This is a genomic window from Streptomyces sp. NPDC090499, assembly GCF_044769305.1.
Lineage (GTDB): Bacteria > Actinomycetota > Actinomycetes > Streptomycetales > Streptomycetaceae > Streptomyces.
In genome coordinates, this window is sequence record NZ_JBIVXP010000004.1 from 207,300 (window position 1) to 234,257 (window position 26,958).

Below are 26,958 nucleotides of genomic sequence, written 5' to 3' on the forward strand. Positions count from 1 at the left end.
CTTCCTTCGCCCGCGGCGTCGCGAGCGGCTGTCAGAGCGCTGCGTTCTCTGAGCAGACTGCCGAAGAATCCGACGGTCGCGCCCAGTCCCAGACCCGCGCTCACCAGTCCGGTGCGGCTCATCGATCGCATGGCCCCCGCCTCTCTCAGAGGTGCTGCCAGCTGTCCGGTGGATGCGCCATACCGAACGCATCGTATCCACACAGCGTTTCCATCGATACCGCCTGAAAGCAAAGAGCGGACCGTGTTCCGGTACGTACCGGACATGGTCCGCTCTCTGAGCGACAAGGCGCCGACCGGGTGGGAAACACCCGGAACGGTCAGTCTTCGTCCTCCGCGGACTCCTCGGAGGCCGGGGCGTCCGAGGAATCGCCGTCGTGGAGGCCTTGGTGCAGAACCGGTCCCTCGCCCGGGGCGAGGGTGCCGAGGATTCGCTCAAGGTCTTCCATGGAGGCGAACTCGACGGTGATCTTGCCCTTCTTCTGGCCCAGGTCGACCTTCACCCGCGTCTCGAAGCGGTCCGAAAGCCGGGTCGCGAGGTCGGTCAGGGCCGGGGAGACCCGGGCGCCGGCTCGCGGTCCCTTGGCGCGTGTCGTCGTCTGGGGCCGCGAGCCCATGAGGGTCACGATCTCCTCGACGGCACGTACCGACAGTCCCTCGGCGACGATCCGGTGGGCCAGCCGGTCCTGCTCCTCCGAGTCGTCGACGGAGAGCAGCGCCCGAGCGTGCCCGGCCGACAGGACTCCGGCGGCCACCCGGCGCTGGACCGCTGGGGAGAGCTTCAGCAGACGCAGGGTGTTGGAGACCTGCGGGCGGGAGCGACCGATACGGTCGGCCAGCTGGTCGTGCGTGCAGTTGAAGTCCTTCAGCAGCTGGTCGTAGGCGGCGGCCTCTTCCAGCGGGTTCAGCTGAGCGCGGTGCAGGTTCTCCAGCAGGGCGTCCAGGAGAAGCTTCTCGTCGTCCGTCGCCCGGACAATCGCCGGGATCGCCTCCAGGCCGGCCTCACGGCAGGCCCGCCAGCGCCGCTCGCCCATGATGAGCTCGTAGCGGGAGGGGCCCAGCTGCCGTACGACGACGGGCTGGAGAAGGCCGACCTCCTGGATGGAGGTGACCAGCTCCTGCAGAGCGTCCTCGTCGAAGACCTCACGCGGCTGACGCGGGTTCGGCGCGATGTCGTCGAGGGGGATCTCCGCGAAATGGGCGCCCATCGGAGGAGCAGGCGTCTCCGCACTTCCTCCCCCGACCCCGAACACCGAGGGCTCCTCGGTTTCATGTGAAACAGCCGGCAGCGTCGTCACCTTGGCCGCGGCGACGCCACGGTCGGTCGTCAGCACCGGAGCCGCGGCGGGGGACGGAACTACCGTTCCCCCCACAGCCGTCTGGGCCGGGGTCTGCTCGGTCGGGGCAGCTGGGATCAGTGCACCGAGACCACGACCCAGCCCCCTCCGTCGCTCGCTCACTGGATCCCCTCCACCATGTTCGGGTTGGTCTGAGCGCCGATATGGGCCTGCGTCGGGTCGTAGCTGACCCCGATGCCCTTCAGCGCGATTTCTCGGGCCGCCTCAAGGTACGAGAGGGCACCGCTCGATCCAGGATCGTAAGTCAGTACCGTCTGCCCGTAGCTCGGCGCCTCGGAGATACGGACCGAGCGGGGAATGCTCGTCCGCAGCACCTCGTCGCCGAAGTGGCTGCGCACCTCGTCCGCGACCTGGGACGCGAGACGCGTCCGGCCGTCGTACATGGTGAGCAGGATGGTCGACACGTGCAGGTTGGGGTTGAGGTGCCCCCGCACCAGGTCGACGTTGCGCAGGAGCTGGCCCAGGCCCTCCAGCGCGTAGTACTCGCACTGGATCGGGATGAGCACCTCGGCGCCCGCGACGAGCGCGTTGACCGTCAGCAGGCCGAGCGAGGGCGGGCAGTCGATGAGGATGTAGTCCAGGGGCTGCTCATACGCCTGGATCGCCCGCTGGAGCCGGCTCTCCCGCGCCACCAGGGACACCAGCTCGATCTCCGCACCGGCGAGATCGATCGTGGCGGGGGCACAGAAGAGACCTTCGACGTCCACCACCGGTTGGACGACCTCGGCCAGCGGCTTGCTCTCGACCAACACGTCATAGATGGAGGGGACTTCCGCGTGATGGTCGATCCCCAGCGCAGTGGACGCATTGCCCTGTGGGTCGAGGTCGATCACCAGGACACGGGCGCCATGAAGAGCCAGCGACGCAGCAAGGTTGACGGTGGTCGTCGTCTTGCCTACACCGCCCTTCTGGTTGGCGACCACCATGACTCTGGTCTGCTCCGGACGTGGCAGTCCTTCGCCGGCGCGGCCCAGGGCTTCCACCGCAAGTTGGGCAGCACGACCGATGGGAGTGTCGTCCATCGGAGGCGGTGTTTCACGTGAAACATCCGCCCCCATCGACTCGGTACGGGGACCGGGGACCGGATCGGTCATCGGTCCCGCGATGTTGGCGTCGGACCGCAAGGATTCACTCTCCTCGACTTCAGGCTCGCAATGAACAGAGCCTCCCATGTCTTCGGGGTCGTGAACCAGTGAGGCCTGGTGTTCTGTGGAGAAATCCACCTCTGTGGACAACTCCGTGCCCCGCAGGGAGGACGGAGCGTCACCAGAGGCCCCCTCTCTGAGGGATCCAAGGGGCTTTCGGTCGCGCGGTTCGGCCGCGGCGCGGCCCCGGCCGATGATGCCGTGTAGCAGTGAGCGACGTTTCACGTGAAACACGATGCACAGCTAGCGGTACCGAAAAGCCGCGACACTCCGTCATGCGTAGGTTTGGCAGCTTGTGTGGAGTACGTCTGGTCGTCAGGACGGATCAGCGGCGCCTACGTGTCCTCCCCGTCCGGGCCGCCTTGGCCCGCTTGGCCGCGAAGCGGACACCGCCCGGACTCTCCCCGACCTCCACACGGACGACCGTGGACAGCGGATCCACCACGCCCTCACCCACATGCAGGATGGACGTGGAGACCGCACCGAGCTTGGTCAGCGCGGTGGCCGCGGCCTTCAGCTCCTCCTCCGCCGTGTCCCCCTTGAGGGCGAGCATCTCACCGTAGGGACGCAGCAGCGGGACGCCCCAGGTGGCCAGCCGGTCCAGCGGGGCCACGGCACGGGCCGTCACCACGTGCACCGGGGGCAGCGTGCCCATGACCTCTTCGGCGCGGCCACGCACCACGGTCACGTGGTCCAGGCCGAGCAGCTCGACGACCTCGGTCAGGAAGTTGGTCCGCCGCAGCAGCGGCTCCAGCAGGGTGATGTTGAGGTCCTCCCGGACCAGCGCCAGCGGAATGCCCGGCAGACCGGCTCCGGAACCCACGTCGCACACCGTCACCCCCTCGGGGACGGCCTCCGAGAGCACCGCGCAGTTCAGCAGGTGCCGCTCCCACAGACGGGGCACTTCCCGTGGGCCGATCAGACCACGCTGCACGCCTGCCTCGGCGAGCAGCTCCGCGTAGCGGACCGCATCGGCGAAGCGCTCGCCGAACACTTCCCGCGCCTGTTCGGGCGCCGGGGGGAGCTCTGCAGCCTCCGTCACGGGGACCGTCCTTCCGTACCGCGCCGGCGCTCCGCGCACCGGCCACCAGAACTATCAGGCTGACAAAGTTCGGCCCCGCCTGCTCAACAGACGGGGCCGGTCATGCGGGGAACCGCTCAGGCAGGCAGCACGACGACGAACCGCTGCGGCTCCTCGCCCTCGGACTCGCTACGCAGCCCGGCGGTCTTGACCGCGTCGTGCACGACCTTGCGCTCGAACGGGGTCATCGGCTTGAGCTTCACGGGCTCGCCGGTGCTCTTCACCTCGGCGGCGGCCTTGGCGCCGAGCTCGGAGAGCTCGGCGCGCTTCTTGGCGCGGTAGCCCGCGATGTCGAGCATCAGCCGGCTGCGGTCACCGGTCTCCCGGTGCACGGCCAGGCGGGTCAGCTCCTGGAGCGCCTCCAGCACCTCGCCGTCGCGGCCGACCAGCTTCTGCAGGTCGCGGCCGGCCGAGTCGCTGATGATCGACACGGAGGCACGGTCGGCCTCGACATCCATGTCGATGTCGCCGTCGAGGTCGGCGATGTCCAGCAGACCTTCGAGATAGTCCGCCGCGATCTCGCCCTCCTGCTCCAGGCGGGTCAGGGTGTCTACACCCTCGGCAGCGGCGGAGGTGGTGCCTTCCGTCACGGGATGGGCTCCTTCTTACTTCTTGGACGGGGACTTGGGGCGCTGCTGACCGCCCTTGCGCTGGCCGGACTGGGCCCTGCTGCGGCCGTTGGAGCCGCCCTTCGGGGCCTGCTGGGCGGCCGGCTTGGCGTCCTGCGGCTCGTCGGACTTCTCCAGCGAGGTCGTCTTGCCCTCCGAGGCCGAAACGTCCGAGGAAGCCGAAGCGTCTGCGGAGGCCGAGGTGGTGTCGCCGGCCGCCTTCGTTGCGCCGGACTGCCGCTGGGCCTTGCTCTGGCGCTTGGGCTGCTGACGCCTGGCGGCGCCGGTGGTCGTGACGCCGTCCTCGGTCTGTGCGACGGCCTGGGCCTCACCCTTCGCCACGGTGCCGTCGGCCTGGGCCACGAGACCGGCCTTGGTCAGCGCGTTGATGAACGAGCGCTCGAACTCGTTGCGGTCCCGGCCCTTGGCGACGATCGCCTTGACGATGGTCTTCTCGCTGCGCCGACGGGTCTTGCCGTGGTGCGTGACGTGCTTGGTGAGGCGCTCCAGGTAGGCGGCCTGGGCCTTGGAACCCGGGGTCGGGTTGTTGCGGATGACGTACATCTGCTGGCCCATGGTCCACACGTTGGTGGTCAGCCAGTAGACGAGGACACCGACCGGGAAGTTGATACCGAAGACGGCGAACATGACCGGGAAGACGTACATCAGCATCTTCTGCTGCTGCATGAACGGCGTCTTCACCGTGGTGTCGACGTTCTTCGTCATCAGCTGGCGCTGCGTGTAGAACTGCGACGCCGACATCAGGACGATCATGACCGCGGTGACGACCCGGACGTCCGTGAGGGAGGCGCCGAGCGCCTCCACCTTCGAGGAGCCGTCCGTGAACTTCGCGGCGAGCGGGGCCCCGAAGATGTGGGCCTTACGGGCACTGGCGAGCAGCGACTCGTTGATGACACCGATCGTCGAGCCCGTCGCGATGCCGTTGAGCACGTGGTACAGGGCGAAGAAGAACGGAGACTGCGCCAGGATGGGAAGGCACGAGGAGAGCGGGTTGGTGCCCGACTCCTTGTACAGCTTCATCATCTCTTCGGACTGACGCTGCTTGTCGTTCTTGTAGCGCTCCTGGATCTTCTTCATCTCGGGCTGGAGCGTCTGCATGGCCCGGGTCGCCTTGATCTGCTTCACGAAGAGCGGGATCAGGCAGATGCGGATCAGGATCACCAGGGACACGATGGACAAGCCCCAGGCCCAGCCCGTGTCGGGACCGAAGATCTTCCCGTACACGGAGTGGAACTGGACGATGACCCATGAGACGGGTGTCGTGATGAAGCTGAAGAGGCTGGCAATCGTGTCCACTAATCATGCTCCTTGGGCATGGGACGAAGTCTCTGCGGCCGGGCTCGAAGGAAGCTCGGAGGGAGGCTTCTCCTCGGTGGCCGGTTCGGCGGCGGAGGGCCCGCCCCTGCGTGCACGCCAGGCGTCACGCAGCATTTCGTGCCACCGCGGGCGCTTGCGCGGCGGAACATGGTCCACACCGCCGAGCGACCACGGATTGCACCGCAGGATGCGCCAGGCCGTGAGTGCCGTGCCCTTGATCGCACCGTGCCGGTCGATGGCCGTGTAGCCGTAGTGGGAGCACGACGGGTAGTACTTGCACACCGGGCCCAGCAGCGGACTGATCGTCCACTGGTACAGCTTGATCAGAGCCAGCAGCGGGTACTTCATCGCGCGCCCCCTCCCAGCAGCCGCTCGATGGCGGCGTCCAGGTCTCGGGCCAGCTGTGCATGGTCGGCGTCGCCCGCTCCGGGCAGCGCTCGTACGACTACCAGGCTACCGGGGGGGAACAGGGCGACTCGCTCACGCATCAGATGACGCAGTCTGCGCTTCACTGTGTTGCGCACAACCGCACCACCCACGGCCTTGCTCACGACGAAACCCGCACGCGTCGGGGGAGCGCTCTCCCCAGGCGCGTGCGGGTCCGTGGCACCGCTTCGAAGGTGGACGACGAGGGACGGGCGGCCGGCCCGGCGCCCCCGTCGTACCGCGGTCGCGAAGTCCTCGCGCCGCCTCAGCCGATGCTCGGTAGGCAGCACGACGTCATGACCTGAATCGGGATCAGGCGGACAGGCTGGCGCGACCCTTGGCACGACGGTTCGCGAGAATCGCGCGGCCGGCACGGGTGCGCATCCGCAGGCGGAAGCCGTGGGTCTTGGCGCGACGACGGTTGTTCGGCTGGAAGGTGCGCTTGCTCACTCGGGGGCTCCAGAAATCAAATCGGTGGTGGCGGGTGCCGTCCTGGCTGTCACCGTGCGCCCACGAGTAGCTCGCATCACGCCCGAGTGCACCGCTTCCCGATCACCTTCAGCGATCTGTGCCCATCGGAGGCAGGCGGCAGCAGCCATCGACAACTCGACCTGGTTACGGTACGCGGGGCTACGCCATTCGGTCAAACCAGCAGTGACGGAGAGACACTATCCACAGGCTGGGGACAACAACTTGAACCGCACCCGCCACGCTGACTACCGTGGCTGAACTCCGATTCGTTCCTTTATCCCCGCCCGACCCGATATTCATCCCGACCCGTCCTCGAACCACACGTTCGTGGGACCTGTGAGAGAGCGTGCCCTGTGGCTGACGTACCTGCCGATCTTGCCGCAGTGTGGCCACGAGTACTGGAGCAGCTCCTCGGTGAGGGCCGCGGTCAGGGTGTGGAGGCGAAGGACGAGCACTGGATCAGGCGCTGCCAGCCGCTCGCGCTGGTGGCGGACACCGCTCTGCTCGCCGTACCGAACGAATTCGCGAAGAACGTACTGGAGGGCCGTCTCGCACCGATCGTCAGCGAGACCCTGAGCCGCGAGTGCGGGCGCCCGATCCGGATCGCGATCACCGTGGACGAGTCCGCCGGCGAGCCCCCGGCCCCGCCGGCGCCCCCCGTGCAGAAACATCGCTACGACGAACCCGAGCACCCGTCGCCGCAGTACGACGGCGGGTACGGCCGGCACCGCGCGGATCAGCTGCCGGACCAGGGCGGCCGCGACCAGCTGCCCACCGCCCGCCCCGCCTACCCCTCCGAGTACCAGCGCCCCGAGCCGGGCGCGTGGCCGCGCCCCGGGCAGGACGAGTACAGCTGGCAGCAGCCGCGGCTGGGCTTCCCGGAGCGCGACCCCTATGCCTCGCCGTCCCAGGACGCGTACCGCTCGGACGGGTACGGCGGCCAGGACGCGTACGCCCAGGAGTACCGCCCGCAGCAGCCGCTGGACCGGTCCCCGTACGAGCAGCAGCGCGCGGAGTACGAACCGCCGCGCCCCGACTACGACCGGCCCGACTACGACCGCTCCGAGTACGAGCGGCCCAACCATGACCGGCCCCCCCATGACCGGTCCGACTACGACCGGGACTCCGGGCGCCGTGAGCTGCCCGAGCCCTCGGGCGGGCCGGGCCAGGGGCACCGGGGTGGGCCCGGACGACCGGACATGCCGAGCGCCGGCGGGCCCGGGCCGCTGGGCGCGAAGCCCGCGCCGGCCGGCGGCCCCGGCGAGCCGACGGCCCGCCTGAACCCCAAGTACCTCTTCGACACGTTCGTCATCGGCGCGTCCAACCGCTTCGCACACGCGGCCGCGGTCGCCGTCGCCGAGGCGCCCGCGAAGGCGTACAACCCCCTCTTCATCTACGGGGAGTCGGGACTCGGCAAGACGCACCTGCTGCACGCGATCGGGCACTACGCGCGGAGCCTGTACCCGGGCACGCGCGTGCGGTACGTGAGCTCGGAGGAGTTCACCAACGAGTTCATCAACTCGATCCGCGACGGCAAGGGCGACAGCTTCCGCAAGCGCTACCGCGAGATGGACATCCTGCTCGTCGACGACATCCAGTTCCTCGCGGACAAGGAGTCGACGCAAGAGGAGTTCTTCCACACCTTCAACACGCTGCACAACGCGAACAAGCAGATCGTGCTCTCCAGCGACCGGCCGCCCAAGCAGCTGGTCACCCTGGAGGACCGGCTGCGGAACCGTTTCGAGTGGGGCCTGATCACCGACGTCCAGCCGCCGGAGCTGGAGACCCGCATCGCGATCCTGCGCAAGAAGGCGGTGCAGGAACAGCTCAACGCGCCCCCGGAGGTGCTGGAGTTCATCGCCTCCCGCATCTCGCGCAACATCCGTGAGCTGGAAGGCGCGCTGATCCGGGTGACGGCGTTCGCGTCGCTCAACCGGCAGCCGGTCGATCTCGGGCTGACCGAGATCGTGCTGAAGGACCTGATCCCCGGAGGGCAGGACTCCACGCCGGAGATCAGCGCGACGGCGATCATGGCGGCGACCGCGGACTACTTCGGGCTCACCGTCGAGGACCTGTGCGGGAGCTCGCGCGGGCGGCAGCTGGTCACGGCCCGGCAGATCGCCATGTACCTGTGCCGGGAGCTGACGGATCTGTCGCTGCCGAAGATCGGGGCGCAGTTCGGGAACCGGGACCACACGACCGTGATGCACGCGGACCGGAAGATCCGGGCACTGATGGCGGAGCGGCGGTCGATCTACAACCAGGTGACGGAGCTGACGAACCGGATCAAGAACGGGTAGCGGCGGGGTTCGGCCGACGGTTCCACGGCGTTCAGGGCGCCCTTGGGAGACATCCCGGGGCGCCCTTTCGGCGTCCTGGAGCGGTTCGGAGGGGTCCCGTGCCGGTCGGTGGGGGCTGGTCGCGCAGTTCCCCGCGCCCCCAAGAGGGCGCTGCAGCGAGGTCCGCTGTTCGATTACCTGCCTGGTTACGGGCGTCCTCCACAGATTTGCCGACTTTCTTGCGTCCACACCCTGGGGACTGTGAAGTTGTCCCGAACGTCGTCCACAGGCTGGGGGTTGAAACCGCATCAGGGCAGCTCAGGTGGCTGTGGAATCGTGGACAACGGATCTCCACAGACTGTGGACGAGGAAAAGATCCACAGGCTGTGCACGAAGTTGTCCACCGGTCGCCCACAGGGTGAGGGGCGGTTGTCCCCAGCGACCCCCGGCTTCTCCACACCGCTGTCCACTGTTCGGCAACGCGACGCGCCTCCTCACCGGGTCGAGTGAAAGGCGTCACACGAAGGTGCCGGGTTGGGCTGTGGGAAAGGTGGGTAAAGCTGGGGACGGCGTTGGGGAGAAGTCCCCCCGGGCTGTGCATGGCGTGTGCAGAACTTTCTGTTCTCCACAGCGACACCCAGTTTTCCACCGGGTCCGCCCACAGGGGCAGTGGACAAAATCTCCGCCCTGAGCTGGGCAAACGAGGTTATCCACGGTATCCACAGCCCCTACTACTACTGACAACTAGAGAGAGCTGGGAATCCGTTTCGAAGAGGGCCCTGTGCACAACTCGCTCTCCGGCCTCTGACCGCGCCTCGTCACGACTTGACCCCGAGAGGCACCAGCTGTCAGTGCGGTGCGTCAGACTGGTCCCCGGTGTTCTTCCCCTCCCCGGGGCCGACGACACCGGGACAGACGACGAAGACGCAGCAGGGCGAGAAGCCCCGGCGACAGCAGGAGGCGGGCTTACGGTGAAGATCCGGGTGGAACGCGACGTACTCGCGGAGGCAGTGGCGTGGGCGGCACGCAGCCTCCCGGCCCGTCCGCCGGCGCCGGTCCTCGCCGGCCTGCTGCTGAAGGCCGAGGACGGCCAGCTGAGCCTGTCCAGCTTCGACTACGAGGTCTCCGCGCGGGTCAGCGTCGAGACCGAGGTCGAGGAGGAGGGCACGGTCCTCGTCTCCGGCCGACTGCTCGCCGACATCTGCCGCGCGCTCCCCAACCGGCCGGTGGAGATTTCCACAGACGGTGTACGAGCCACGGTGGTCTGTGGATCGTCCCGGTTCACGCTGCACACGCTGCCGGTGGAGGAGTACCCGTCCCTGCCGCAGATGCCGAACGCGACGGGCACGGTCCCCGGCGAGGTCTTCGCCTCCGCGGTCTCCCAGGTGGCCATCGCCGCCGGGCGTGACGACACGCTGCCGGTGCTCACCGGTGTGCGCATCGAGATCGAGGGCGACACGGTCACCCTGGCCTCCACCGACCGCTACCGTTTCGCGGTCCGCGAGTTCCTGTGGAAGCCGGAGAACCCGGAGGCGTCCGCGGTCGCCCTGGTGCCCGCCAAGACGCTCCTGGACACCGCCAAGGCCCTCACGAGCGGCGACAGCGTCATCCTGGCGCTCTCCGGCTCGGGCGCGGGCGAGGGGCTCATCGGTTTCGAGGGCGCGGGCCGGCGTACCACCACGCGGCTGCTCGAAGGCGACCTGCCGAAGTACCGGTCGCTGTTCCCGACCGAGTTCAACTCCGTGGCCGTGATCGAGACCGCCCCCTTCGTGGAGGCCGTCAAGCGTGTCGCCCTGGTCGCCGAGCGGAACACCCCGGTACGGCTCAGCTTCGAGCAGGGCGTGCTGATCCTGGAGGCCGGTTCCAGCGACGACGCACAGGCTGTGGAGCGGGTCGACGCGCAGCTGGAGGGGGACGACGTCTCCATCGCCTTCAACCCGACCTTCCTGCTCGACGGTCTGAGCGCGATCGACTCGCCGGTGGCCCAGCTGTCGTTCACGACGTCCACGAAGCCGGCGCTGCTGAGCGGAAAGCCCGCGCTCGACGCCGAGTCGGACGACGCGTACAAGTACCTGATCATGCCGGTGCGGCTCAGCGGCTGATCAGCGGCCGAGTTGTCCACAGCTGTGCACGGTGCCGGGTGTCCCCTGTGGGTATCCGGCACCGGCGTCCGGTGGGTTTCCCCAGGTGAGCGGCTATGCCCACAACTGTGCGCAAAGGGCCGGGATTAGGCTCGGACGCAGGCACGAACGTGCCTCTCCTGCCACACCGCAACCTAAGGAACCAACTGATGGAGCTCGGTCTCGTCGGCCTCGGCAAGATGGGCGGCAACATGCGCGAGCGGATCCGCCGCGCGGGCCACACCGTCGTCGGATACGACCGCAACCCGGACCTCGCCGATGTCCACAGCCTGGAAGAGCTTGTGGGCAAGCTCAGCGGGCCGCGCGTGGTGTGGGTGATGGTCCCGGCCGGGGCGCCGACCCAGTCCACCATCGACGAGCTGGCCGAGCTCCTGGAGCCCGGTGACGTGGTCGTCGACGGCGGTAACTCCCGCTGGACGGACGACGAGAGGCACGCCGAGGAGCTGGCGGCCAAGGGCATCGGGTTCGTCGACTGCGGCGTCTCCGGCGGTGTCTGGGGCCTGGAGAACGGCTACGCCCTGATGTACGGCGGCGACGCCGAGCACGTCGGGAAGGTCCGGCCGGTCTTCGACGCGCTGAAGCCCGAGGGCGACTTCGGTTCGGTGCACGCCGGCAAGGTCGGTGCGGGCCACTTCGCGAAGATGGTCCACAACGGCATCGAGTACGCGATGATGCAGGCCTACGCCGAGGGCTGGGAGCTCCTGGAGAAGGTCGACTCGGTCACGGACGTGCGCGAGGTCTTCCGCTCCTGGCAGGAAGGGACGGTCATCCGTTCCTGGCTGCTCGACCTCGCGGTGAACGCCCTCGACGAGGACGAGCACCTGGACAGGCTGAAGGGTTTTGCACAGGACTCCGGCGAGGGCCGGTGGACTGTGGAAGCCGCCATAGACAACGCGGTGCCGCTGCCCGCGATCACCGCCTCGCTGTTCGCGCGGTTCGCCTCCCGGCAGGACGACTCGCCGCAGATGAAGATGATCGCCGCGCTGCGCAACCAGTTCGGCGGCCACGCCGTAGAGGCGAAGTAGCAGAGCAAGAGCAACAAGCACGACGAAACAGCAGGTCGCGGGGAGGTCGGCGAAACACCTATGCACGTCACGCATCTGTCGCTGGCCGACTTCCGCTCCTATGCCCGGGTCGAGGTCCCGCTCGACCCGGGCGTCACCGCCTTCGTCGGCCCCAACGGCCAGGGCAAGACCAACCTCGTCGAGGCCGTCGGCTATCTCGCCACCCTCGGCAGCCACCGGGTCGCCTCCGACGCTCCCCTGGTCCGGATGGGCGCCGACCGGGCGATCATCCGGGCGCAGGTCCGGCAGGGCGAGAGGCAGCAGCTGGTCGAGCTGGAGCTGAACCCCGGCAAGGCCAACCGCGCCCGCATCAACAGGTCCTCGCAGGTCAGGCCGCGTGACGTGCTGGGGATCGTACGGACCGTGCTGTTCGCGCCCGAGGACCTCGCGCTGGTGAAGGGGGACCCCGGGGAGCGGCGCCGTTTCCTGGACGAGCTGGTCACCGCGCGGTCGCCGCGGATGGCTGGTGTGCGGTCCGACTACGAGCGGGTGCTCAAGCAGCGGAACACCCTGTTGAAATCCGCCGCCCTCGCCCGGCGGCACGGCGGCCGTTCCATGGATCTGTCCACGCTCGACGTGTGGGACCAGCACCTGGCGCGGGCCGGCGCCGAGCTGCTTGCCCAGCGGCTCGACCTGGTCGCCACGATCCAGCCCCTCGCGGACAAGGCGTACGAGCAGCTGGCGCCCGGTGGCGGCCCCGTCGCGCTGGATTACAGGCCGTCGGCGCCCGGTGAGGCGCACACGCGCGAGGATCTGTACGGCCAGCTGATGGCGGCGCTGGCGGACGCTCGCAAACAGGAGATCGAGCGGGGCGTGACCCTGGTCGGCCCGCACCGCGACGACCTGGTCCTCAAGCTCGGCCAGCTGCCCGCCAAGGGCTACGCCTCGCACGGCGAGTCCTGGTCGTACGCGCTGGCGCTGCGCCTGGCGTCGTACGACCTGCTGCGGGCCGAGGGGAACGAGCCGGTGCTGGTGCTCGACGACGTGTTCGCCGAGCTGGACGCCCGGCGCCGGGAGCGACTGGCGGAGCTGGTCGCTCCCGGCGAGCAGGTGCTGGTCACCGCCGCCGTGGACGACGACGTACCGCACGTCCTCGCCGGTACGCGGTACGCGGTGGCCGACGGGACGGTGGAGCGCGCATGACGACCGACGGACCGGCGCCCAAGAACGAACCCTCCGGTGTCGACCTCGCGCGCGTGGCGCTCAAGGCGGCGAAGGAGGCGGCACGCGCGCGTGGCGACGCGGCGCAGCAGAAGAAGCAGGCGCGGCGCGGTGGCCTGCGCTCCGGCGCGCGCGCCGACGGCCGCGACCCGATGGCGCTGGGTTCCGCGATCAACCGGCTGATCACCGAGCGCGGCTGGGAGACGCCGGCCGCGGTGGGCGGGGTGATGGGCCGCTGGCCGGAGATCGTCGGTGAGGACCTGGCCAAGCACTGCGTGCCGCAGCGGTACGACGAGGACGAGCGGGTGCTGGTCGTCCAGTGCGACTCCACGGCCTGGGCGACCCAGCTGCGCCACCTCGCGCCCGCGCTCGTCGCCCGCCTGAACGAGGACCTGGGGCACGGCACCGTACGCCTGATCAAGGTGCTCAATCCCGGTGGTCCGGCCCGGCGCTACGGCCCGTTGCGCGCCCCTGGGAGCACGGGTCCCGGGGATACCTACGGGTGACTTACGTCACGATCGCAGCCGGGTGCGGTGCCGTTCCACGGCCGCCCCGGCCGGTCGTCGTACGACCGCACGCGGTTGCGAATCGCGACCTGACGCCGGAGTAGCCAAGGGTTGACAGTCGGAAGCGCTGAGTGCCTCCGTGAGCCTCTTGGAGCCCCCATCCGTATATCGGGAGTCGGCGGAGGCGGGTTCAGGGCGGCACATGCGGACTCAGGTACCGGCAAACCCCCATCACTGTCGGCGCTACCGGTAGACTGGAAGACAATCCCGCCCCGAACGTGGGGACCGCCCGGGAAAAGCTGAGCAACGCTGATCAAGGCTTACCAACGCAACATGCCGCAGCCGCTCCGGCAACCTGCCGACGAGCCTGGCTCGTGCTGTGCCAGAAAGGGCGCTTCGTGGCCGATTCCGGCAACCCCAACGAGAACATCCCGTCCACCGACATCGGCACGAACGGTGAGGTCACCGCCTCGTACGACGCGAGTGCCATCACCGTGCTCGAAGGGCTGGACGCGGTCCGCAAGCGACCCGGTATGTACATCGGTTCGACCGGCGAGCGCGGTCTGCACCACCTGGTGTACGAGGTCGTGGACAACTCCGTCGACGAGGCGCTGGCCGGCCATGCGGACACCATCGACGTGACGATCCTGGCCGACGGCGGTGTGCGTGTCGTCGACAACGGCCGCGGCATCCCGGTCGGCATCGTGGCGTCCGAGGGCAAGCCGGCCGTCGAGGTCGTGCTGACCGTGCTGCACGCGGGTGGCAAGTTCGGCGGCGGCGGTTACGCCGTCTCCGGCGGTCTGCACGGTGTGGGTGTCTCCGTCGTGAACGCGCTGTCGTCCAAGGTGTCCGTCGAGATCAAGACGGACGGCCACCGCTGGACGCAGGACTACAAGCTGGGCGTCCCGACGGCTCCGCTGGTGCAGCACGAGGAGACGGGCGAGACCGGCACCTCGGTCACGTTCTGGGCGGACCCGGACATCTTCGAGACCACCGAGTACTCCTTCGAGACGCTCTCTCGGCGCTTCCAGGAGATGGCCTTCCTCAACAAGGGCCTGACGATCCGGCTCACCGACGAGCGCGAGTCGGCGAAGGCCGTGGCCGGCGCCGACGAGGCGGGCGCGGACGAGAAGGCCGAGGTCAAGACCGTCACGTACCACTACGAGGGCGGCATCGTCGACTTCGTGAAGTACCTCAACTCCCGCAAGGGCGACGTGGTGCACCCGACGGTGATCGACCTGGAGGCCGAGGACAAGGACAAGAGCCTGTCCCTCGAGGTCGCGATGCAGTGGAACAGCGGCTACAGCGAGGGTGTGTACTCGTTCGCCAACATCATCCACACGCATGAGGGCGGCACCCACGAGGAGGGCTTCCGCGCGGCGCTGACCTCGCTGATCAACAAGTATGCGCGCGACAAGAAGCTGCTCCGGGAGAAGGACGACAACCTCACCGGTGACGACATCCGCGAGGGTCTGACCGCGATCATCTCGGTCAAGCTGAGCGAGCCGCAGTTCGAGGGCCAGACGAAGACCAAGCTGGGCAACACGGAGGCCAAGACCTTCGTGCAGAAGGCGGTCTACGAGCACCTGAACGACTGGCTGGACCGCAACCCGGTGGAGGCGGCGGACATCATCCGCAAGGGCATCCAGGCGGCCACCGCACGCGTGGCGGCCCGCAAGGCCCGCGACCTCACCCGCCGCAAGGGCCTCCTGGAGTCGGCGTCCCTGCCGGGCAAGCTCTCCGACTGCCAGTCGAACGACCCCACCAAGTGCGAGATCTTCATCGTCGAGGGTGACTCCGCCGGCGGCTCGGCCAAGTCCGGCCGCAACCCGCAGTACCAGGCGATCCTCCCGATCCGGGGCAAGATCCTCAACGTCGAGAAGGCGCGGATCGACAAGATCCTGCAGAACCAGGAGATCCAGGCGCTGATCTCCGCGTTCGGCACCGGTGTGCACGAGGACTTCGACATCGAGAAGCTCCGCTATCACAAGATCATCCTGATGGCGGACGCCGACGTCGACGGCCAGCACATCAGCACGCTGCTGCTGACCTTCCTGTTCCGCTTCATGCGGCCGCTGGTCGAGGCCGGGCACGTGTACCTCTCACGGCCGCCGCTGTACAAGATCAAGTGGGGCCGGGACGACACCGAGTACGCGTACTCCGACCGTGAGCGCGACGCGCTCCTGGAGATGGGCCGCCAGCGCGGCAAGCGGGTCCGCGAGGACTCGATCCAGCGCTTCAAGGGTCTCGGCGAGATGAACGCCGAGGAGCTGCGCATCACGACCATGGACCAGGAGCACCGCGTCCTGGGCCAGGTCACGCTCGACGACGCCGCCCAGGCCGACGACCTGTTCTCGGTCCTGATGGGCGAGGACGTCGAGGCCCGCCGCGCGTTCATCCAGCGCAACGCCAAGGACGTCCGCTTCCTCGACATCTGAGTCGGTCTCAGCTGACCGCACAGGGAAGGATCTTCACCAGCAATGGCCGACGAGAACACTCCCGTCACCCCTGAAGAGGGCGGCGAACTCGCGATGCGTGTCGAGCCCGTGGGGCTCGAGACGGAGATGCAGCGCTCGTACCTGGACTACGCGATGTCCGTCATCGTGTCCCGTGCGCTGCCGGACGTCCGGGACGGTCTCAAGCCCGTCCACCGCCGGGTGCTGTACGCCATGTACGACGGCGGCTACCGCCCCGAGCGCGGCTTCTACAAGTGCGCGCGTGTGGTCGGCGACGTCATGGGCAACTACCACCCGCACGGCGACAGCTCGATCTACGACGCCCTGGTCCGCCTCGCCCAGCCCTGGTCGATGCGCATGCCGCTCGTCGACTCCAACGGCAACTTCGGCTCCCCGGGCAACGACCCGGCGGCCGCCATGCGGTACACCGAGTGCAAGCTCGCGCCGCTGTCGATGGAGATGGTCCGCGACATCGACGAGGAGACCGTCGACTTCACGGACAACTACGACGGCCGCTCCCAGGAGCCGACCGTTCTGCCCGCCCGCTTCCCGAACCTGCTGATCAACGGCTCCGCCGGTATCGCGGTCGGCATGGCGACCAACATCCCGCCGCACAACCTGCGCGAGGTCGCGGCCGGCGCCCAGTGGTGCCTGGAGAACCCGGAGGCCTCGCACGAGGAGCTCCTGGACGCGCTGATCGAGCGGATCAAGGGCCCGGACTTCCCGACCGGCGCGCTGGTCGTCGGCCGCAAGGGCATCGAGGAGGCCTACCGCACGGGCCGTGGCTCGATCACCATGCGCGCGGTCGTCGAGGTCGAGGAGATCCAGAACCGCCAGTGCCTGGTGGTCACCGAGCTGCCGTACCAGACCAACCCCGACAACCTCGCGCAGAAGATCGCCGACCTGGTGAAGGACGGCAAGGTCGGCGGCATCGCGGACGTCCGCGACGAGACCTCCTCGCGCACCGGTCAGCGCCTGGTCATCGTGCTGAAGCGGGACGCGGTCGCCAAGGTCGTCCTGAACAACCTCTACAAGCACACCGACCTGCAGACCAATTTCGGCGCCAACATGCTGGCGCTGGTCGACGGCGTGCCGCGCACGCTCTCGCTCGATGCGTTCATCCGGCACTGGGTGACGCACCAGATCGAGGTCATCGTCCGCCGTACGCGCTTCCGGCTGCGCAAGGCCGAGGAGCGGGCGCACATCCTGCGTGGTCTGCTGAAGGCGCTGGACGCGATCGACGAGGTCATCGCGCTGATCCGGGCCAGTGACACGGTCGAGATCGCGCGCACGGGCCTGATGGGGCTCCTGGAGATCGACGAGATCCAGGCCAATGCCATCCTGGAGATGCAGCTGCGCCGGCTGGCCGCCCTGGAGCGCCAGAAGATCATCCAGGAGCACGACGAGCTCCAGGCGAAGATCACCGAGTACAACGCGATCCTGGCCTCGCCGGAGCGCCAGCGCGGGATCGTCAGCGCCGAGCTCGCCGCGATCGTGGAGAAGTTCGGCGACGACCGCAAGACCATGCTGGTGCCCTACGACGGTGACATGTCCATCGAGGACCTGATCGCCGAGGAGGACATCGTCGTCACGGTCTCGCGTGGCGGGTACGTCAAGCGGACCAAGACCGTCGACTACCGGGCGCAGAAGCGCGGCGGCAAGGGCGTGCGCGGGACGAAGCTGAAGGAAGACGACATCGTCGACCACTTCTTCGTCTCCACCACGCACCACTGGCTGCTGTTCTTCACGAACAAGGGCCGGGTGTACCGGGCGAAGGCCTACGAGCTGCCGGACGCCGGCCGGGACGCGCGCGGTCAGCACGTGGCGAACCTGCTGGCCTTCCAGCCGGACGAGGCGATCGCCGAGATCCTCGCGATCCGCGACTACGACGCGGCGGACTACCTGGTGCTCGCCACCAAGGCCGGTCTGGTCAAGAAGACGCCTCTGAAGGATTACGATTCGCCCCGCTCCGGCGGTGTCATCGCGATCAACCTGCGGGAGCGCGAGGACAGTTCCGATGACGAACTGATCGGTGCCGAGCTGGTTTCGGCGGAAGACGATCTGCTTCTGATCAGCAAGAAGGCGCAGTCGATCAGGTTCACCGCCTCCGACGACACTCTGCGACCCATGGGCCGGGCCACCTCCGGTGTCAAGGGCATGAGTTTCCGTGAGGGGGATGAACTTCTGTCGATGAATGTTGTTCGACCCGGTACGTTCGTGTTCACTGCCACCGACGGGGGGTACGCGAAGCGGACCCGTGTCGACGAGTACCGCGTCCAGGGCCGCGGCGGCCTCGGTATCAAGGCCGCCAAGATCGTGGAGGACCGCGGTTCGCTGGTCGGCGCGCTGATCGTCGAGGAGAACGACGAGATCCTCGCCATCACCCTGTCCGGCGGTGTGATTCGCACGCGAGTCAGCGGGGTCAGGGAGACGGGCCGTGACACCATGGGCGTCCAACTGATCAACCTGGGCAAGCGCGATGCCGTCGTGGGTATCGCACGTAACGCCGAGGCCGGCAGCGAGGCGGAGGAAGTCGACGGCGAGGACGCCGTGGACGAGACCGCCGAGGGTGTCGCGACCAGCGGCACGGACGAGGGTGAGGCGCCCTCGGCCGAGTAGGCACGAGGAGTGAGTCATCGTGAGCGGAGCCACGGGCGCCGGATCGGCCGGTACCTCGACGGGTACGGATGCGGACGGCGGCGGCCGTGGCTCCGCCGCGTCCGACGGGGGCGGTGCACCGCAGCAGGCGGACACGCACACGACCCAGCTGAAGGCGATCAAGGCGCCTGCGAAGGCGCCCGCGTCCGACGCACCGGGAGCGCAGGGGGGAACCGTGACCGACACCCGAGGGCCGGCCGCGCCGGGTGACCGGCCGGCGCCCGCGCAGCCGCAGCAGCAGGGGGCCTCCCCGCTGCCCGGGGAACGGCATGCAGAGCAGCCCGCAGTGCCCTACCACCCGCCGCAGGCCTACCCGGCGGCGCAGGCCACGCAGCCGGCGCCCGCGGCGGGCGTACGACGGCCACGTACGGGCGCCCCGGCCCGCACCGCCCCGCGCACCCGCAAGGCCCGGCTGCGGGTCGCCAAGGCCGATCCCTGGTCGGTGATGAAGGTCAGCTTCCTGCTCTCCATCGCCCTGGGCATCTGCTCGATCGTGGCGGCGGCGGTGCTGTGGATGGTCCTGGACGCGATGGGCGTGTTCTCGACGGTCGGCGGCACCATCTCGGAGGCGACCGGTTCGAACGAGTCGAACGGCTTCGACCTCCAGGCGTTCCTCTCCCTCCCGCACGTCCTGACGTTCACGGCGATCATCGCGGTCATCGACGTCGTCCTCGCGACGGCGCTGGCGACCCTCGGCGCGTTCATCTACAACCTCTCCGCGGGCTTCGTCGGCGGCATCGAGCTGACCTTGGCCGAGGACGAGTAACGCCGGTCCAAACCTCTGCTGAAGGTCCCCCGACAACCGATTTTGGGACTGCCCCGGTCGTGCGCTAATCTTCAGGAGTCAGCGCGCGGGACATACACCGCAGAGCGCGGCGGGGCTATAGCTCAGTTGGTTAGAGCGCATCCCTGATAAGGATGAGGCCACAGGTTCAAATCCTGTTAGCCCCACCAGCGAAAAGACCCCCGGTCCGAATGGACCGGGGGTCTTTGCTTTGGTGTTCGTGAGGGGCGGGTCCGGGTATGAAAAGGCCCGGTCGCTGGCGACGGGGGATGCACCAGCGACCGGGTTGCGGCCAGCCTAACAAGGTGGCCTGTGCGGCGGGAGTCAACTTCTCGGCCGTCGTGAGCAGTTGTGATCGGGATCACTCAAGTGTGGTCAGGGGTGGCGGTGGATCAGGCGTCGCAGGGCGGGTCGTAGGCGAGTCGGGGGAGGTACTCGCGCCATTTGGCGGGGGTCAGGACGTTTCGGGTGACCGCGCAGATGCGGTTGACCGCCTGGTCGACGTCGAGGCTCCACAGCCGGACCGTGTCGGCGCCGCTGGAGACGCCCAGCATGTTGCTCCGCGGGCTGAAGGAGAGGAAGTTGCCCGTCTTGGCGTTGGGGCTCATGGACTGGCCTATGGAGTGTGCCGCGGACGGGGACGACACGTTCCACAGGCGGACCGTGTTGTCGTTCCCGCCGCTGGCCAGGGTCCTGCCGTCGCGGCTGAAGGTCAGGGAGACCACCGCCTCGGTGTGACCGGTGAGGGCGGAGCCGAGCCGGGCCGCGTGGGCCGGGTCGGAGACGTTCCACAGGCGGACCGTGTCGTCGTCGCTGCCGCTGGCCAGGGTGCGGCCGTTCGGACTGTAGGCGAGGGTGTTGACGGGGCCCAGGTGGCCCTTCAGGGGGCCGCCCAGGGGCCTGGCCCGGGTCCGGTCCGAGACGTTCCAGAGGCGTACGGTGCCGTCCGCGCTGCCGCTGGCCAGGGTCCTGCCGTCCGGACTGAAGACGAGCGCGTTGACGTACCCGGTGTGGCCCTTGAGGGGCTCCCCGAGCCGCGTGGGGCGGGCGGGGTCGCTGATGTCCAGGAGCTGCACCGTGCGGTCGTCGTAGTCGGCGGCCACGGTCCGTCCGTCGGGGCTCAGTGCCAGTGCCTCGGCCCCCGCGTACCGCGTGTTCAGCCGGACCGGCGCACCGTACTGCGCGGGGTGGGCGGGGTCGGAGATGTTCCACAGCTGCACCCAGCTGAGGTTGTCCTCGCTGGTCAGGATGATCAGCGTGCGGCCGTCCCGGGTGAACACCATCGACCGCAGGTCCCGCGACCCGGTCGAGAACGGCTTGCCGAGCGCCGTGGGCCGGGCCGGATCCGTGATGTTCCACAGCCGCATCCTGCTGTCGCCGCCGCCGGTGGCCAGGACTCGCCCGTCCGGGCTGAACGCCCCCGCCGCACCGGTCATGTCCGAACCCGGGATCGACCACAGCCGCACCTTGCCGTCACCGCTGCCGGTCGCGAGGGTGTGACCGTCGGGGCTCCAGCCGACGGCGTACATCTCGCCGCTGCTGCCCGCGAGCGGCTCGCCCACCTGGGAGGGGAAGGCCGGGTTGCCGACGTTCCACAGGCTGGCCGTGGAGTCCGCGCTGCCCGCGGCGAGCATGGAGCCGTCGGGGCTGAAGGCCACCGACCAGACGGGCCCGGTGTGGCCGGTGAGCGGCGCGCCGAGGGCCTTGGCGTGGGCCCGGTCGCTGACGTCCCACAGCCGTACGGTGTCGTCCTTGCTCCCGCTGGCGAGGGTCCGGCCGTCCGGGCTGAAGGCCACCGAGTGCACGGTCGCGGTGTGTCCCGTGAGCGGAGCGCCGACGCGTTCGGGGCGGCGGGGGTCGGAGAGGTCGTACAGGAGGATCGAGTTGTCGTCGCTGCCGGCCGCGAGGGTGCGGCCGTCGGGGCTGAACGCGATGGAGCGCACGGCCTCGGTGTGGCCGGTCAGGGTGCCCAGCGAGGCGGGCCGGCGAGGGTCGTGCACGTCCCACAGGCGGACGGTGTGGTCCTCGTCCGCGGCGGCCAGGGTCTTGCCGTCCGGGCTGAAGGCGACGAGGTAGACGGTGCCGTCGTGCCCGGCCAGCGGTGCGCCCAGGGAAGTGGGGTGCCGCGGATCGGAGACGTCCCACAGGCGTACGGTGCCGTCGTCGCCTGCGCTGGCCAGGGTCCTGCCGTCCGGGCTGAAGACCGCGCTGGAGACCCAGCTCGTGTGGCCGAGCAGCGGCTTGCCCAGGGCCTTCGGCCGGGTCGGGTCGCTCACGTCCCACAGCCGGACCGTGCGGTCGTAGGCGGCGGTGGCCAGGACCTTGCCGTCCGGGCTGAAGGTGGTGAGGTAGACGGCGCCGGTGTGGCCGAGCAGCGGGGTGGCCAGCGGGGCGTTGACGATGGATATCAGGCGGTTGTTGGCGCCCTCGTCGTCCTGGCGCAGGTCGTGGGCGACCAGGTCGAGCTGGGCGGAGAGCGACGGGTCCGAGTACTGGAAACGGTCGGCCTCCGCGACCACCCGCTCGAACACCGCGTCGTCCCGCTGCTGCCGGGCGATCACGGCGGAACCGGCTGCCAGCACCGCGAGCACGACCAGCGCCGACACGGCGGCCCGGCTGATCCACACCGTGCGCCGGCGCAGCCGTACCGAGGCGGCCAGGAACTCCACCGCGCTGCGGGTCAGGAAGGTGTCACCGGTCGACTTCGCCCAGGTGTGCGCCTGTTCCAGACGGGAGCCCCGGTAGAGCAGCGCGGAGTCCTGCGACGACTCGTCCCAGGCCCGGCCGTCCTCCTCCAGGCGCTGGCGCAGCAGATTGCCGTTGCGGTCCTCGTCGAGCCACTCGCGCAGCCGGGGCCAGGCGTGCAGCAGCGCCTCGTGGGTGATCTCCACGGTGTCGGCGTCGAGGGTCACCAGCCGGGCCCGGACCAGGGCTTCGAGCGACTCCTCCGTCTTGTCCGGGTCGGTGGATTCCGCGGCCAGCTGGCGCCGGGTGCCGCGCCTGCGGGTCGCCTGGGTGTCCTCGCCGAGCCGGACAAGCCGGAGCAGGAGCAGCCGGGCGGCGCTGCGGGCGGCCGGGTCCAGGCTCGACCAGGCGCGTTCGGCGGTCGCCGCGACGGCGCCCTGGATACCGCCGGCCGCCCGGTAACCGGCCAGCGTCAGCCGGCCCGCCTTGCGGCGCTGCCAGGTGGCCAGCAGGGCATGGGAGAGGAGGGGGAGGACACCGGCGTCATGGGCCCCGCGTGGGCCGTCCGCGCTCACCTCGCGGACGATCAGCTCGGCGAGACCGGGTTCCAGCTCCAGGCCCACGGCCTTGGCCGGAGCGGTCACGGCCTCGCGCAGTTCGGCGGTGGTCAGCGGGCCGAGGACCATGTGCCGGTGCTGGAGGGCGTCGGCCAGTTCCGGATAGCCGAGGCACTGCTCGTAGAAGTCGGCACGGATGCCCAGGACGACGAGGGCGGGCGCCGGTTCTCCGGGGGCGGCGGGGGTGCTCGCCGCGTGCAGGAGCTGGACGAAGGAGCGCCGGTCCGCCTCGTCGGTGCAGAGGGTGAAGGTCTCCTCGAACTGGTCGACGATCAGGACCGGACGGGCCGGAGGAGTGGGCAGGGCGGGAAGGGCCGGAGGGGGCTGCACGGGTGGTCGTGTTTCACGTGAAACATCGCTGGTTGATCCAGCTGCGGTCGGTCCGGCCGCCGGCTGCTCGGCCGCGGTCGTGGTTCGAGCGGTCGCCGTCGACCCGGCTGCCGTGTGGCCGGCCGCTGTTTCCCGGCGGGCCCAGGCCGTGACGGCCTTTCGCACGGCGTCCGGATCGTGCAGGTCGAGCGGTTCGGCCAGCTCGGGTATACGGCGGGTCAGCTCCTTCACGGGGGCCGCACCCGGGACGAGCTGAAGTATGCGCCGCGGGCGGTCGAGGTCTCCGTCGCCGGTCAGGGCGCCGCTCTGGACCGCGGTGACCAGACCGGCGCTCAGCAGCGAGGACTTTCCCGCGCCCGAGGCACCGACCAGCATCACCAGGCCGCCACCGCCCGACTCCGCGGAACGGAGCTGGACGACCAGCGCGTCGGTACTGCGCTCCCGTCCGAAGAACCAGCGGGCGTCCTCACGGCGGTAGGAGGCCAGACCCCGGTACGGGCAGACGCTGTCGACCGGCGGTAGCTGTTCCCCCTCCTCGGCCTCCGGTGCGGGCAGTTCGCCGACCGGATCGGCCACGGCACGCTCCCACAGCTTCTGCCACTGGGCCATGTCGTAGAGCCCGCCGGACACCGGTGTCGGCTGGGCGCGACGGGCCTGCGGGATCAGGACCTGTAGGACCGCGGAGAGGGCGACGAACTGCGCGGGCACGTTCTTCGCCCGCCGCCAGTCGCTGATCCGCTGGGCGGAGACCCGCACGGACCGGCCCCGCTCGTCGACGCGATGCAGCCGGTCGACCGCCTCGGCGACGCGCTTGAGCGGAGGATTACCGGCCTCCCTGTACAGCAACGCGAGACGTTCCGCGAAGGCTGTGCGTGCCCCTGCGTCGGGACCCAAGGCTCTCCACTCCCCACTTTCCCCGCTGCTCGCCATCCGGACCGGAAAACCCACTTTATATGGCTGACCTGCGGCGAAGCCCTGGACCGGACGTCCTGCCCTCCTCATACGGCCCCCTCGGCTGGCAGGATTTCGCCTCAGCAACGCGGTGATCGGAGGTCGCCCTGACCGGCCGACCAGCTCAGCATTGGCAGAGACAGCTCACGGCACCGCACGTTCTCGGTCACCTTCGGCCGACGGCCTTCCGCCGGAGCGGCCGTACGACGCGAGCTGCTTTGGCCCACTGAGCCGGCCTCCGGCCTCAGATGGCGGCCCTGCACCTCCCGCGCCGTTCGGCACCGGTCCCCACGTGGGGAGGGACCGGTGCCGAACGGCACGGGATCACATCCAGCCCGCGGTGCGTGCCGCCGCGACCGCCCCTTCCTCCGCGTCGTCGGCCCTCGCGTTCAGATCCGGGTCCTGTCCGGCCGCGGTGCCGCCGGCCGCCGTCGCGGCCGCCTGGGACGCGGTGAGGGCCGCGCGCAGGGCCGAGGCCGTCTCCGTACGGTTGTCCAGGGAAGCGGCCACCTGTGCGGACAGAGCCGCGGTGGCGGCGGCGTTGCGGGCGCAGCGGGCGTCCGCCGCCGGGTCGGGTGCGGTGCCGGCCAGGGCGCCGAGCGACTGGGCCGACAGCCGGAGTGCGTTCGCGGCTCGGCCGACGGGACTCGTCGGTACGGTCTGCGCGGCGTCGGGGGCGATTCCCGCGTGGCGGCAGGCGGCCACCGCACGCTCGTACGCGCTGTGGGCGCGGGCCGCGTGCAGCGTTCTCAGGGTTTCCGCCGAGGGGGATGTCGAGTGGTCGGTCGTCATCTGTACCTCCTCGTTGGGAGTGCCGTGATGTGGGCGGTGGGTCGCTGCGGGTGTGCGGGGGCTGGTCGCGCAGTTCCTCCCCCTCCCAGCACCCCTTTGGGGCGTCTCGCGAAGGAGCGCCCGGCGAGGGGGCTCCCGGTGAAGGGGCTCCCGGCTAGCCGAACAGCCCCAGTGCCGAGTCCACCGACCAGCTCTGCCAGCTCATCGCGAACAGGCCGACCAGGGAGATCAGGGCCATCATCAGGTTCTGCCCCTGTTCCGCCCAGTCGTGGATCATGAGGACCAGGTAGACCAGGTTGAGCAGGAGCCCGGCCACCAGCGCGATCGGGGTGAGGAAGCCGGCGACCAGTCCGAGGCCCAGGGCGAGCTCCGCGTAGGCCACGACGTAGGCCATCAGCCGCGGGCGTGGCGCGACGACGGTGTCGAAGCCCCGCCGGACCACCGGCCAGCGGTGTTTCTCCGCCACACCGGCCGCCCACCGGATGCCGCCGCCGCCGAACCACTGCTTCTTGTCCTTGTGCCGCCAGCTCTCCAGCCACCACAGGCCGAGTCCGATGCGGAGCACCGCGAACCATTCGGCACCGTTCAGCAAGGCTGATCGCATCCCGCACCCTCCCCGGAACCCCATGGGCAACTATCTGACGGTCTGTCAGTTCAGCGGAAGGCGGCGTACGTCGCAAGAGGGAGGGCGGGACGAACTCCGGGCGGCGGGCGGCGGGCAGGGGGCCGTGGTCAGGGTGCCGCGGGCGGGGGCGCGGCCGGCCGGGCGTGGTGGGCCTTGCTGGTGCGGGCTCCTGGGCCTAGCCTGAATGCCGACGGCTAATCTGATGGACCGTCAGATAACTTCGGAACTCCGCAGGCAGCAGGGGGTAGGCATGGCAGAGAACGCGACCGGCACCCAGGATCTGCCCAGGGTGATCAGCGTGGACGACCACGTGATCGAGCCCGCCCACCTCTTCGAGCGGTGGCTGCCGGGCAAGTACCGCGACAAGGGGCCCAAGCCCTTCACCGCCGGCATCGGCGAACTCGCCTACGTCGGCGGCAAGTACCGCTTCACCACCGACCCCGCGGGCCAGACCACCGACTGGTGGGAGTACGAGGGCCTGCTCTTCCCGTACAAGCGGATCATCGCGGCCGTCGGCTTCTCGCGGGACGAGATGACGCTCGACGGCATCACCCGGGAGCAGATGCGGCCCGGCTGCTGGGACCCGAAGGAACGCCTCAAGGACATGGACATGAACCATGTCGAGGCCTCCCTCTGCTTCCCCACCTTCCCCCGCTTCTGCGGGCAGACCTTCGCCGAGGCCGACGACAAGGAGGTCGCGCTGGCCTGTGTCCGCGCCTACAACGACTGGATGGTCGAGGAGTGGTGCGGGGACAGCGGCGGCCGGCTGATCCCGCTCTGCCTGATCCCGCTGTGGGACATCGACCTGGCCGTCGCCGAGATCCGGCGCAACGCCGAGCGCGGCGTCCGGGCGGTCACCTTCAGCGAGATCCCCACCTACCTGGGCCTGCCGTCCATCCACTCCGGCTACTGGGACCCGTTCTTCGCGGCCTGCGAGGAGACCGGGACGGTCGTCAACATGCACATCGGCAGCAGCTCGCAGATGCCGGCCGCCTCACCCGACGCGCCGCCCGCCGTCCAGGCCTCGCTCAGCTTCAACAACGCCATGGCCTCGATGATGGACTTCCTCTTCTCCGGGGTCCTGGTGAAGTTCCCCCGGCTGAAACTCGCGTACAGCGAGGGCCAGATGGGCTGGATCCCGTACGCCCTGGAGCGCGCCGACGACGTCTGGGAGGAGCACCGGGCCTGGGGCGGGGTGAAGGACCTGATCCCCGAACCGCCCTCGACGTACTACTACCGGCAGATCTTCTGCTGCTTCTTCCGGGACCGGCACGGCATCGAGGCGATCGAGACGATCGGCGTGGACAACGCCACCTTCGAGACGGACTACCCGCACGTCGACTCGACCTGGCCGGAGACCAAGCGGGTGGCCCAGGAGCACGTGGGCGGCCTGGCCCCCGAGATCGCCTACAAGCTGCTGCGCGGCAACGCCATCCGGATGCTGGAGCTGCCGTTCACCTAGCCGGTGCGGCGCCGGTTCAGC

General features: G+C 69.4%; 20 protein-coding genes and 1 tRNA gene. 10 read left to right on the plus strand and 11 right to left on the minus strand.

Going from position 1 to position 26,958, the window contains the following annotated elements:
- Positions 1-319: 319 nt before the first annotated feature.
- The 8 genes from ACIQVL_RS16635 to rpmH form a co-directional block, all read right to left on the minus strand.
- Positions 320-1,459: a ParB/RepB/Spo0J family partition protein gene (locus tag ACIQVL_RS16635; RefSeq protein ID WP_403475627.1), complete on the minus strand. Its 1,140-nt coding sequence runs from the start codon at positions 1,457-1,459 to the stop codon at positions 320-322.
- Entirely contained in the window at positions 1,456-2,529 is a 1,074-nt protein-coding gene (locus ACIQVL_RS16640) for a ParA family protein (protein ID WP_403429067.1), read from the minus strand. The genes ACIQVL_RS16635 and ACIQVL_RS16640 overlap by 4 nt, the downstream gene beginning before the upstream one ends.
- A gap of 298 nt (positions 2,530-2,827) precedes the next feature.
- A complete protein-coding gene (gene rsmG, locus ACIQVL_RS16645; protein ID WP_403428506.1) occupies positions 2,828-3,544 on the minus strand; it encodes a 16S rRNA (guanine(527)-N(7))-methyltransferase RsmG in 717 nt (238 codons plus the stop codon).
- A gap of 116 nt (positions 3,545-3,660) precedes the next feature.
- Positions 3,661-4,173, minus strand: coding sequence for a protein jag (locus tag ACIQVL_RS16650; protein WP_403428508.1), 513 nt, complete (start codon positions 4,171-4,173; stop codon positions 3,661-3,663).
- A gap of 15 nt (positions 4,174-4,188) precedes the next feature.
- Positions 4,189-5,508 carry a membrane protein insertase YidC gene (gene yidC, locus ACIQVL_RS16655; protein ID WP_403475628.1) on the minus strand — a complete coding sequence of 440 codons (1,320 nt, stop codon included), beginning with the start codon at positions 5,506-5,508 and terminating at the stop codon, positions 4,189-4,191.
- 3 nt (positions 5,509-5,511) lie between these two features.
- Positions 5,512-5,877, minus strand: coding sequence for a membrane protein insertion efficiency factor YidD (gene yidD, locus ACIQVL_RS16660; protein WP_093500828.1), 366 nt, complete (start codon positions 5,875-5,877; stop codon positions 5,512-5,514).
- Positions 5,874-6,245, minus strand: coding sequence for a ribonuclease P protein component (gene rnpA / locus ACIQVL_RS16665; protein WP_089100455.1), 372 nt, complete (start codon positions 6,243-6,245; stop codon positions 5,874-5,876). Before rnpA ends, yidD begins: the two co-directional genes overlap by 4 nt.
- 22 nt (positions 6,246-6,267) lie before the next feature.
- Positions 6,268-6,405 carry a 50S ribosomal protein L34 gene (gene rpmH, locus ACIQVL_RS16670; RefSeq protein WP_015659252.1) on the minus strand — a complete coding sequence of 46 codons (138 nt, stop codon included), beginning with the start codon at positions 6,403-6,405 and terminating at the stop codon, positions 6,268-6,270.
- Between the two features lie 374 nt (positions 6,406-6,779).
- Between rpmH and dnaA the strand changes: the two genes are divergently transcribed.
- The 9 genes from dnaA to ACIQVL_RS16715 all read left to right on the plus strand — a co-directional run bounded on the left by dnaA (position 6,780) and on the right by ACIQVL_RS16715 (position 19,645).
- Positions 6,780-8,726 (plus strand): chromosomal replication initiator protein DnaA, encoded by a 1,947-nt coding sequence (dnaA, locus tag ACIQVL_RS16675; protein ID WP_403475629.1) that lies wholly within the window; start codon positions 6,780-6,782, stop codon positions 8,724-8,726.
- Between the two features lie 950 nt (positions 8,727-9,676).
- The gene (gene dnaN / locus ACIQVL_RS16680) at positions 9,677-10,807 is read left to right on the plus strand and encodes a DNA polymerase III subunit beta (RefSeq protein ID WP_365695064.1); all 1,131 of its coding nucleotides are present in this window, start codon (positions 9,677-9,679) and stop codon (positions 10,805-10,807) included.
- Between the two features lie 188 nt (positions 10,808-10,995).
- On the plus strand, positions 10,996-11,871 hold the full coding sequence (gene gnd, locus ACIQVL_RS16685; RefSeq protein ID WP_403428514.1) for a phosphogluconate dehydrogenase (NAD(+)-dependent, decarboxylating): 876 nt from the start codon (positions 10,996-10,998) through the stop codon (positions 11,869-11,871).
- Between the two features lie 60 nt (positions 11,872-11,931).
- The gene (recF, locus tag ACIQVL_RS16690) at positions 11,932-13,053 is read left to right on the plus strand and encodes a DNA replication/repair protein RecF (protein WP_403428516.1); all 1,122 of its coding nucleotides are present in this window, start codon (positions 11,932-11,934) and stop codon (positions 13,051-13,053) included.
- Positions 13,050-13,577 (plus strand): DUF721 domain-containing protein, encoded by a 528-nt coding sequence (locus tag ACIQVL_RS16695; RefSeq protein ID WP_403428519.1) that lies wholly within the window; start codon positions 13,050-13,052, stop codon positions 13,575-13,577. The genes recF and ACIQVL_RS16695 overlap by 4 nt, the downstream gene beginning before the upstream one ends.
- Positions 13,578-13,951: 374 nt before the next feature.
- Complete coding sequence (gene gyrB, locus ACIQVL_RS16700) at positions 13,952-16,015, plus strand: DNA topoisomerase (ATP-hydrolyzing) subunit B (protein WP_403475630.1); 2,064 nt, start codon at positions 13,952-13,954, stop codon at positions 16,013-16,015.
- A gap of 42 nt (positions 16,016-16,057) precedes the next feature.
- Entirely contained in the window at positions 16,058-18,652 is a 2,595-nt protein-coding gene (gene gyrA / locus ACIQVL_RS16705) for a DNA gyrase subunit A (RefSeq protein ID WP_403428522.1), read from the plus strand.
- A gap of 19 nt (positions 18,653-18,671) precedes the next feature.
- The gene (locus ACIQVL_RS16710) at positions 18,672-19,457 is read left to right on the plus strand and encodes a DUF3566 domain-containing protein (protein WP_403475631.1); all 786 of its coding nucleotides are present in this window, start codon (positions 18,672-18,674) and stop codon (positions 19,455-19,457) included.
- Positions 19,458-19,568: 111 nt separating this feature from the next.
- Positions 19,569-19,645: transfer RNA gene (locus ACIQVL_RS16715), tRNA-Ile, on the plus strand.
- A gap of 222 nt (positions 19,646-19,867) precedes the next feature.
- On the opposite strand, the gene ACIQVL_RS16720 is transcribed toward ACIQVL_RS16715, so the two are convergent.
- The 3 genes from ACIQVL_RS16720 to ACIQVL_RS16730 form a co-directional block, all read right to left on the minus strand.
- On the minus strand, positions 19,868-24,037 hold the full coding sequence (locus ACIQVL_RS16720) for an AAA family ATPase (RefSeq protein WP_403475913.1): 4,170 nt from the start codon (positions 24,035-24,037) through the stop codon (positions 19,868-19,870).
- A 345-nt stretch (positions 24,038-24,382) separates the two neighbouring features.
- Positions 24,383-24,850, minus strand: a complete 468-nt coding sequence (locus tag ACIQVL_RS16725; RefSeq protein ID WP_403475632.1) for a hypothetical protein — start codon at positions 24,848-24,850, stop codon at positions 24,383-24,385.
- 154 nt (positions 24,851-25,004) lie between these two features.
- Entirely contained in the window at positions 25,005-25,454 is a 450-nt protein-coding gene (locus ACIQVL_RS16730; protein WP_403428528.1) for a DoxX family protein, read from the minus strand.
- Positions 25,455-25,725: 271 nt separating this feature from the next.
- On the opposite strand from ACIQVL_RS16730, the gene ACIQVL_RS16735 reads away from it, so the two are divergent.
- Positions 25,726-26,937 (plus strand): amidohydrolase family protein, encoded by a 1,212-nt coding sequence (locus tag ACIQVL_RS16735; RefSeq protein WP_403428530.1) that lies wholly within the window; start codon positions 25,726-25,728, stop codon positions 26,935-26,937.
- The last annotated feature ends 21 nt before the right edge of the window (positions 26,938-26,958 follow it).

Coding starts and splice junctions, on each gene's coding strand:
- ACIQVL_RS16640 (WP_403429067.1), bottom strand. CDS start 2,529: ATGGGAGGCTCTGTTCATTGCGAGCCTGAAGTCGAGGAGAGTGAATCC.
- yidD (WP_093500828.1), bottom strand. CDS start 5,877: ATGAAGTACCCGCTGCTGGCTCTGATCAAGCTGTACCAGTGGACGATC.
- gnd (WP_403428514.1), top strand. CDS start 10,996: ATGGAGCTCGGTCTCGTCGGCCTCGGCAAGATGGGCGGCAACATGCGC.
- recF (WP_403428516.1), top strand. CDS start 11,932: ATGCACGTCACGCATCTGTCGCTGGCCGACTTCCGCTCCTATGCCCGG.
- ACIQVL_RS16695 (WP_403428519.1), top strand. CDS start 13,050: ATGACGACCGACGGACCGGCGCCCAAGAACGAACCCTCCGGTGTCGAC.
- gyrA (WP_403428522.1), top strand. CDS start 16,058: ATGGCCGACGAGAACACTCCCGTCACCCCTGAAGAGGGCGGCGAACTC.
- ACIQVL_RS16720 (WP_403475913.1), bottom strand. CDS start 24,037: ATGGCGAGCAGCGGGGAAAGTGGGGAGTGGAGAGCCTTGGGTCCCGAC.
- ACIQVL_RS16725 (WP_403475632.1), bottom strand. CDS start 24,850: ATGACGACCGACCACTCGACATCCCCCTCGGCGGAAACCCTGAGAACG.
- ACIQVL_RS16730 (WP_403428528.1), bottom strand. CDS start 25,454: ATGCGATCAGCCTTGCTGAACGGTGCCGAATGGTTCGCGGTGCTCCGC.
- ACIQVL_RS16735 (WP_403428530.1), top strand. CDS start 25,726: ATGGCAGAGAACGCGACCGGCACCCAGGATCTGCCCAGGGTGATCAGC.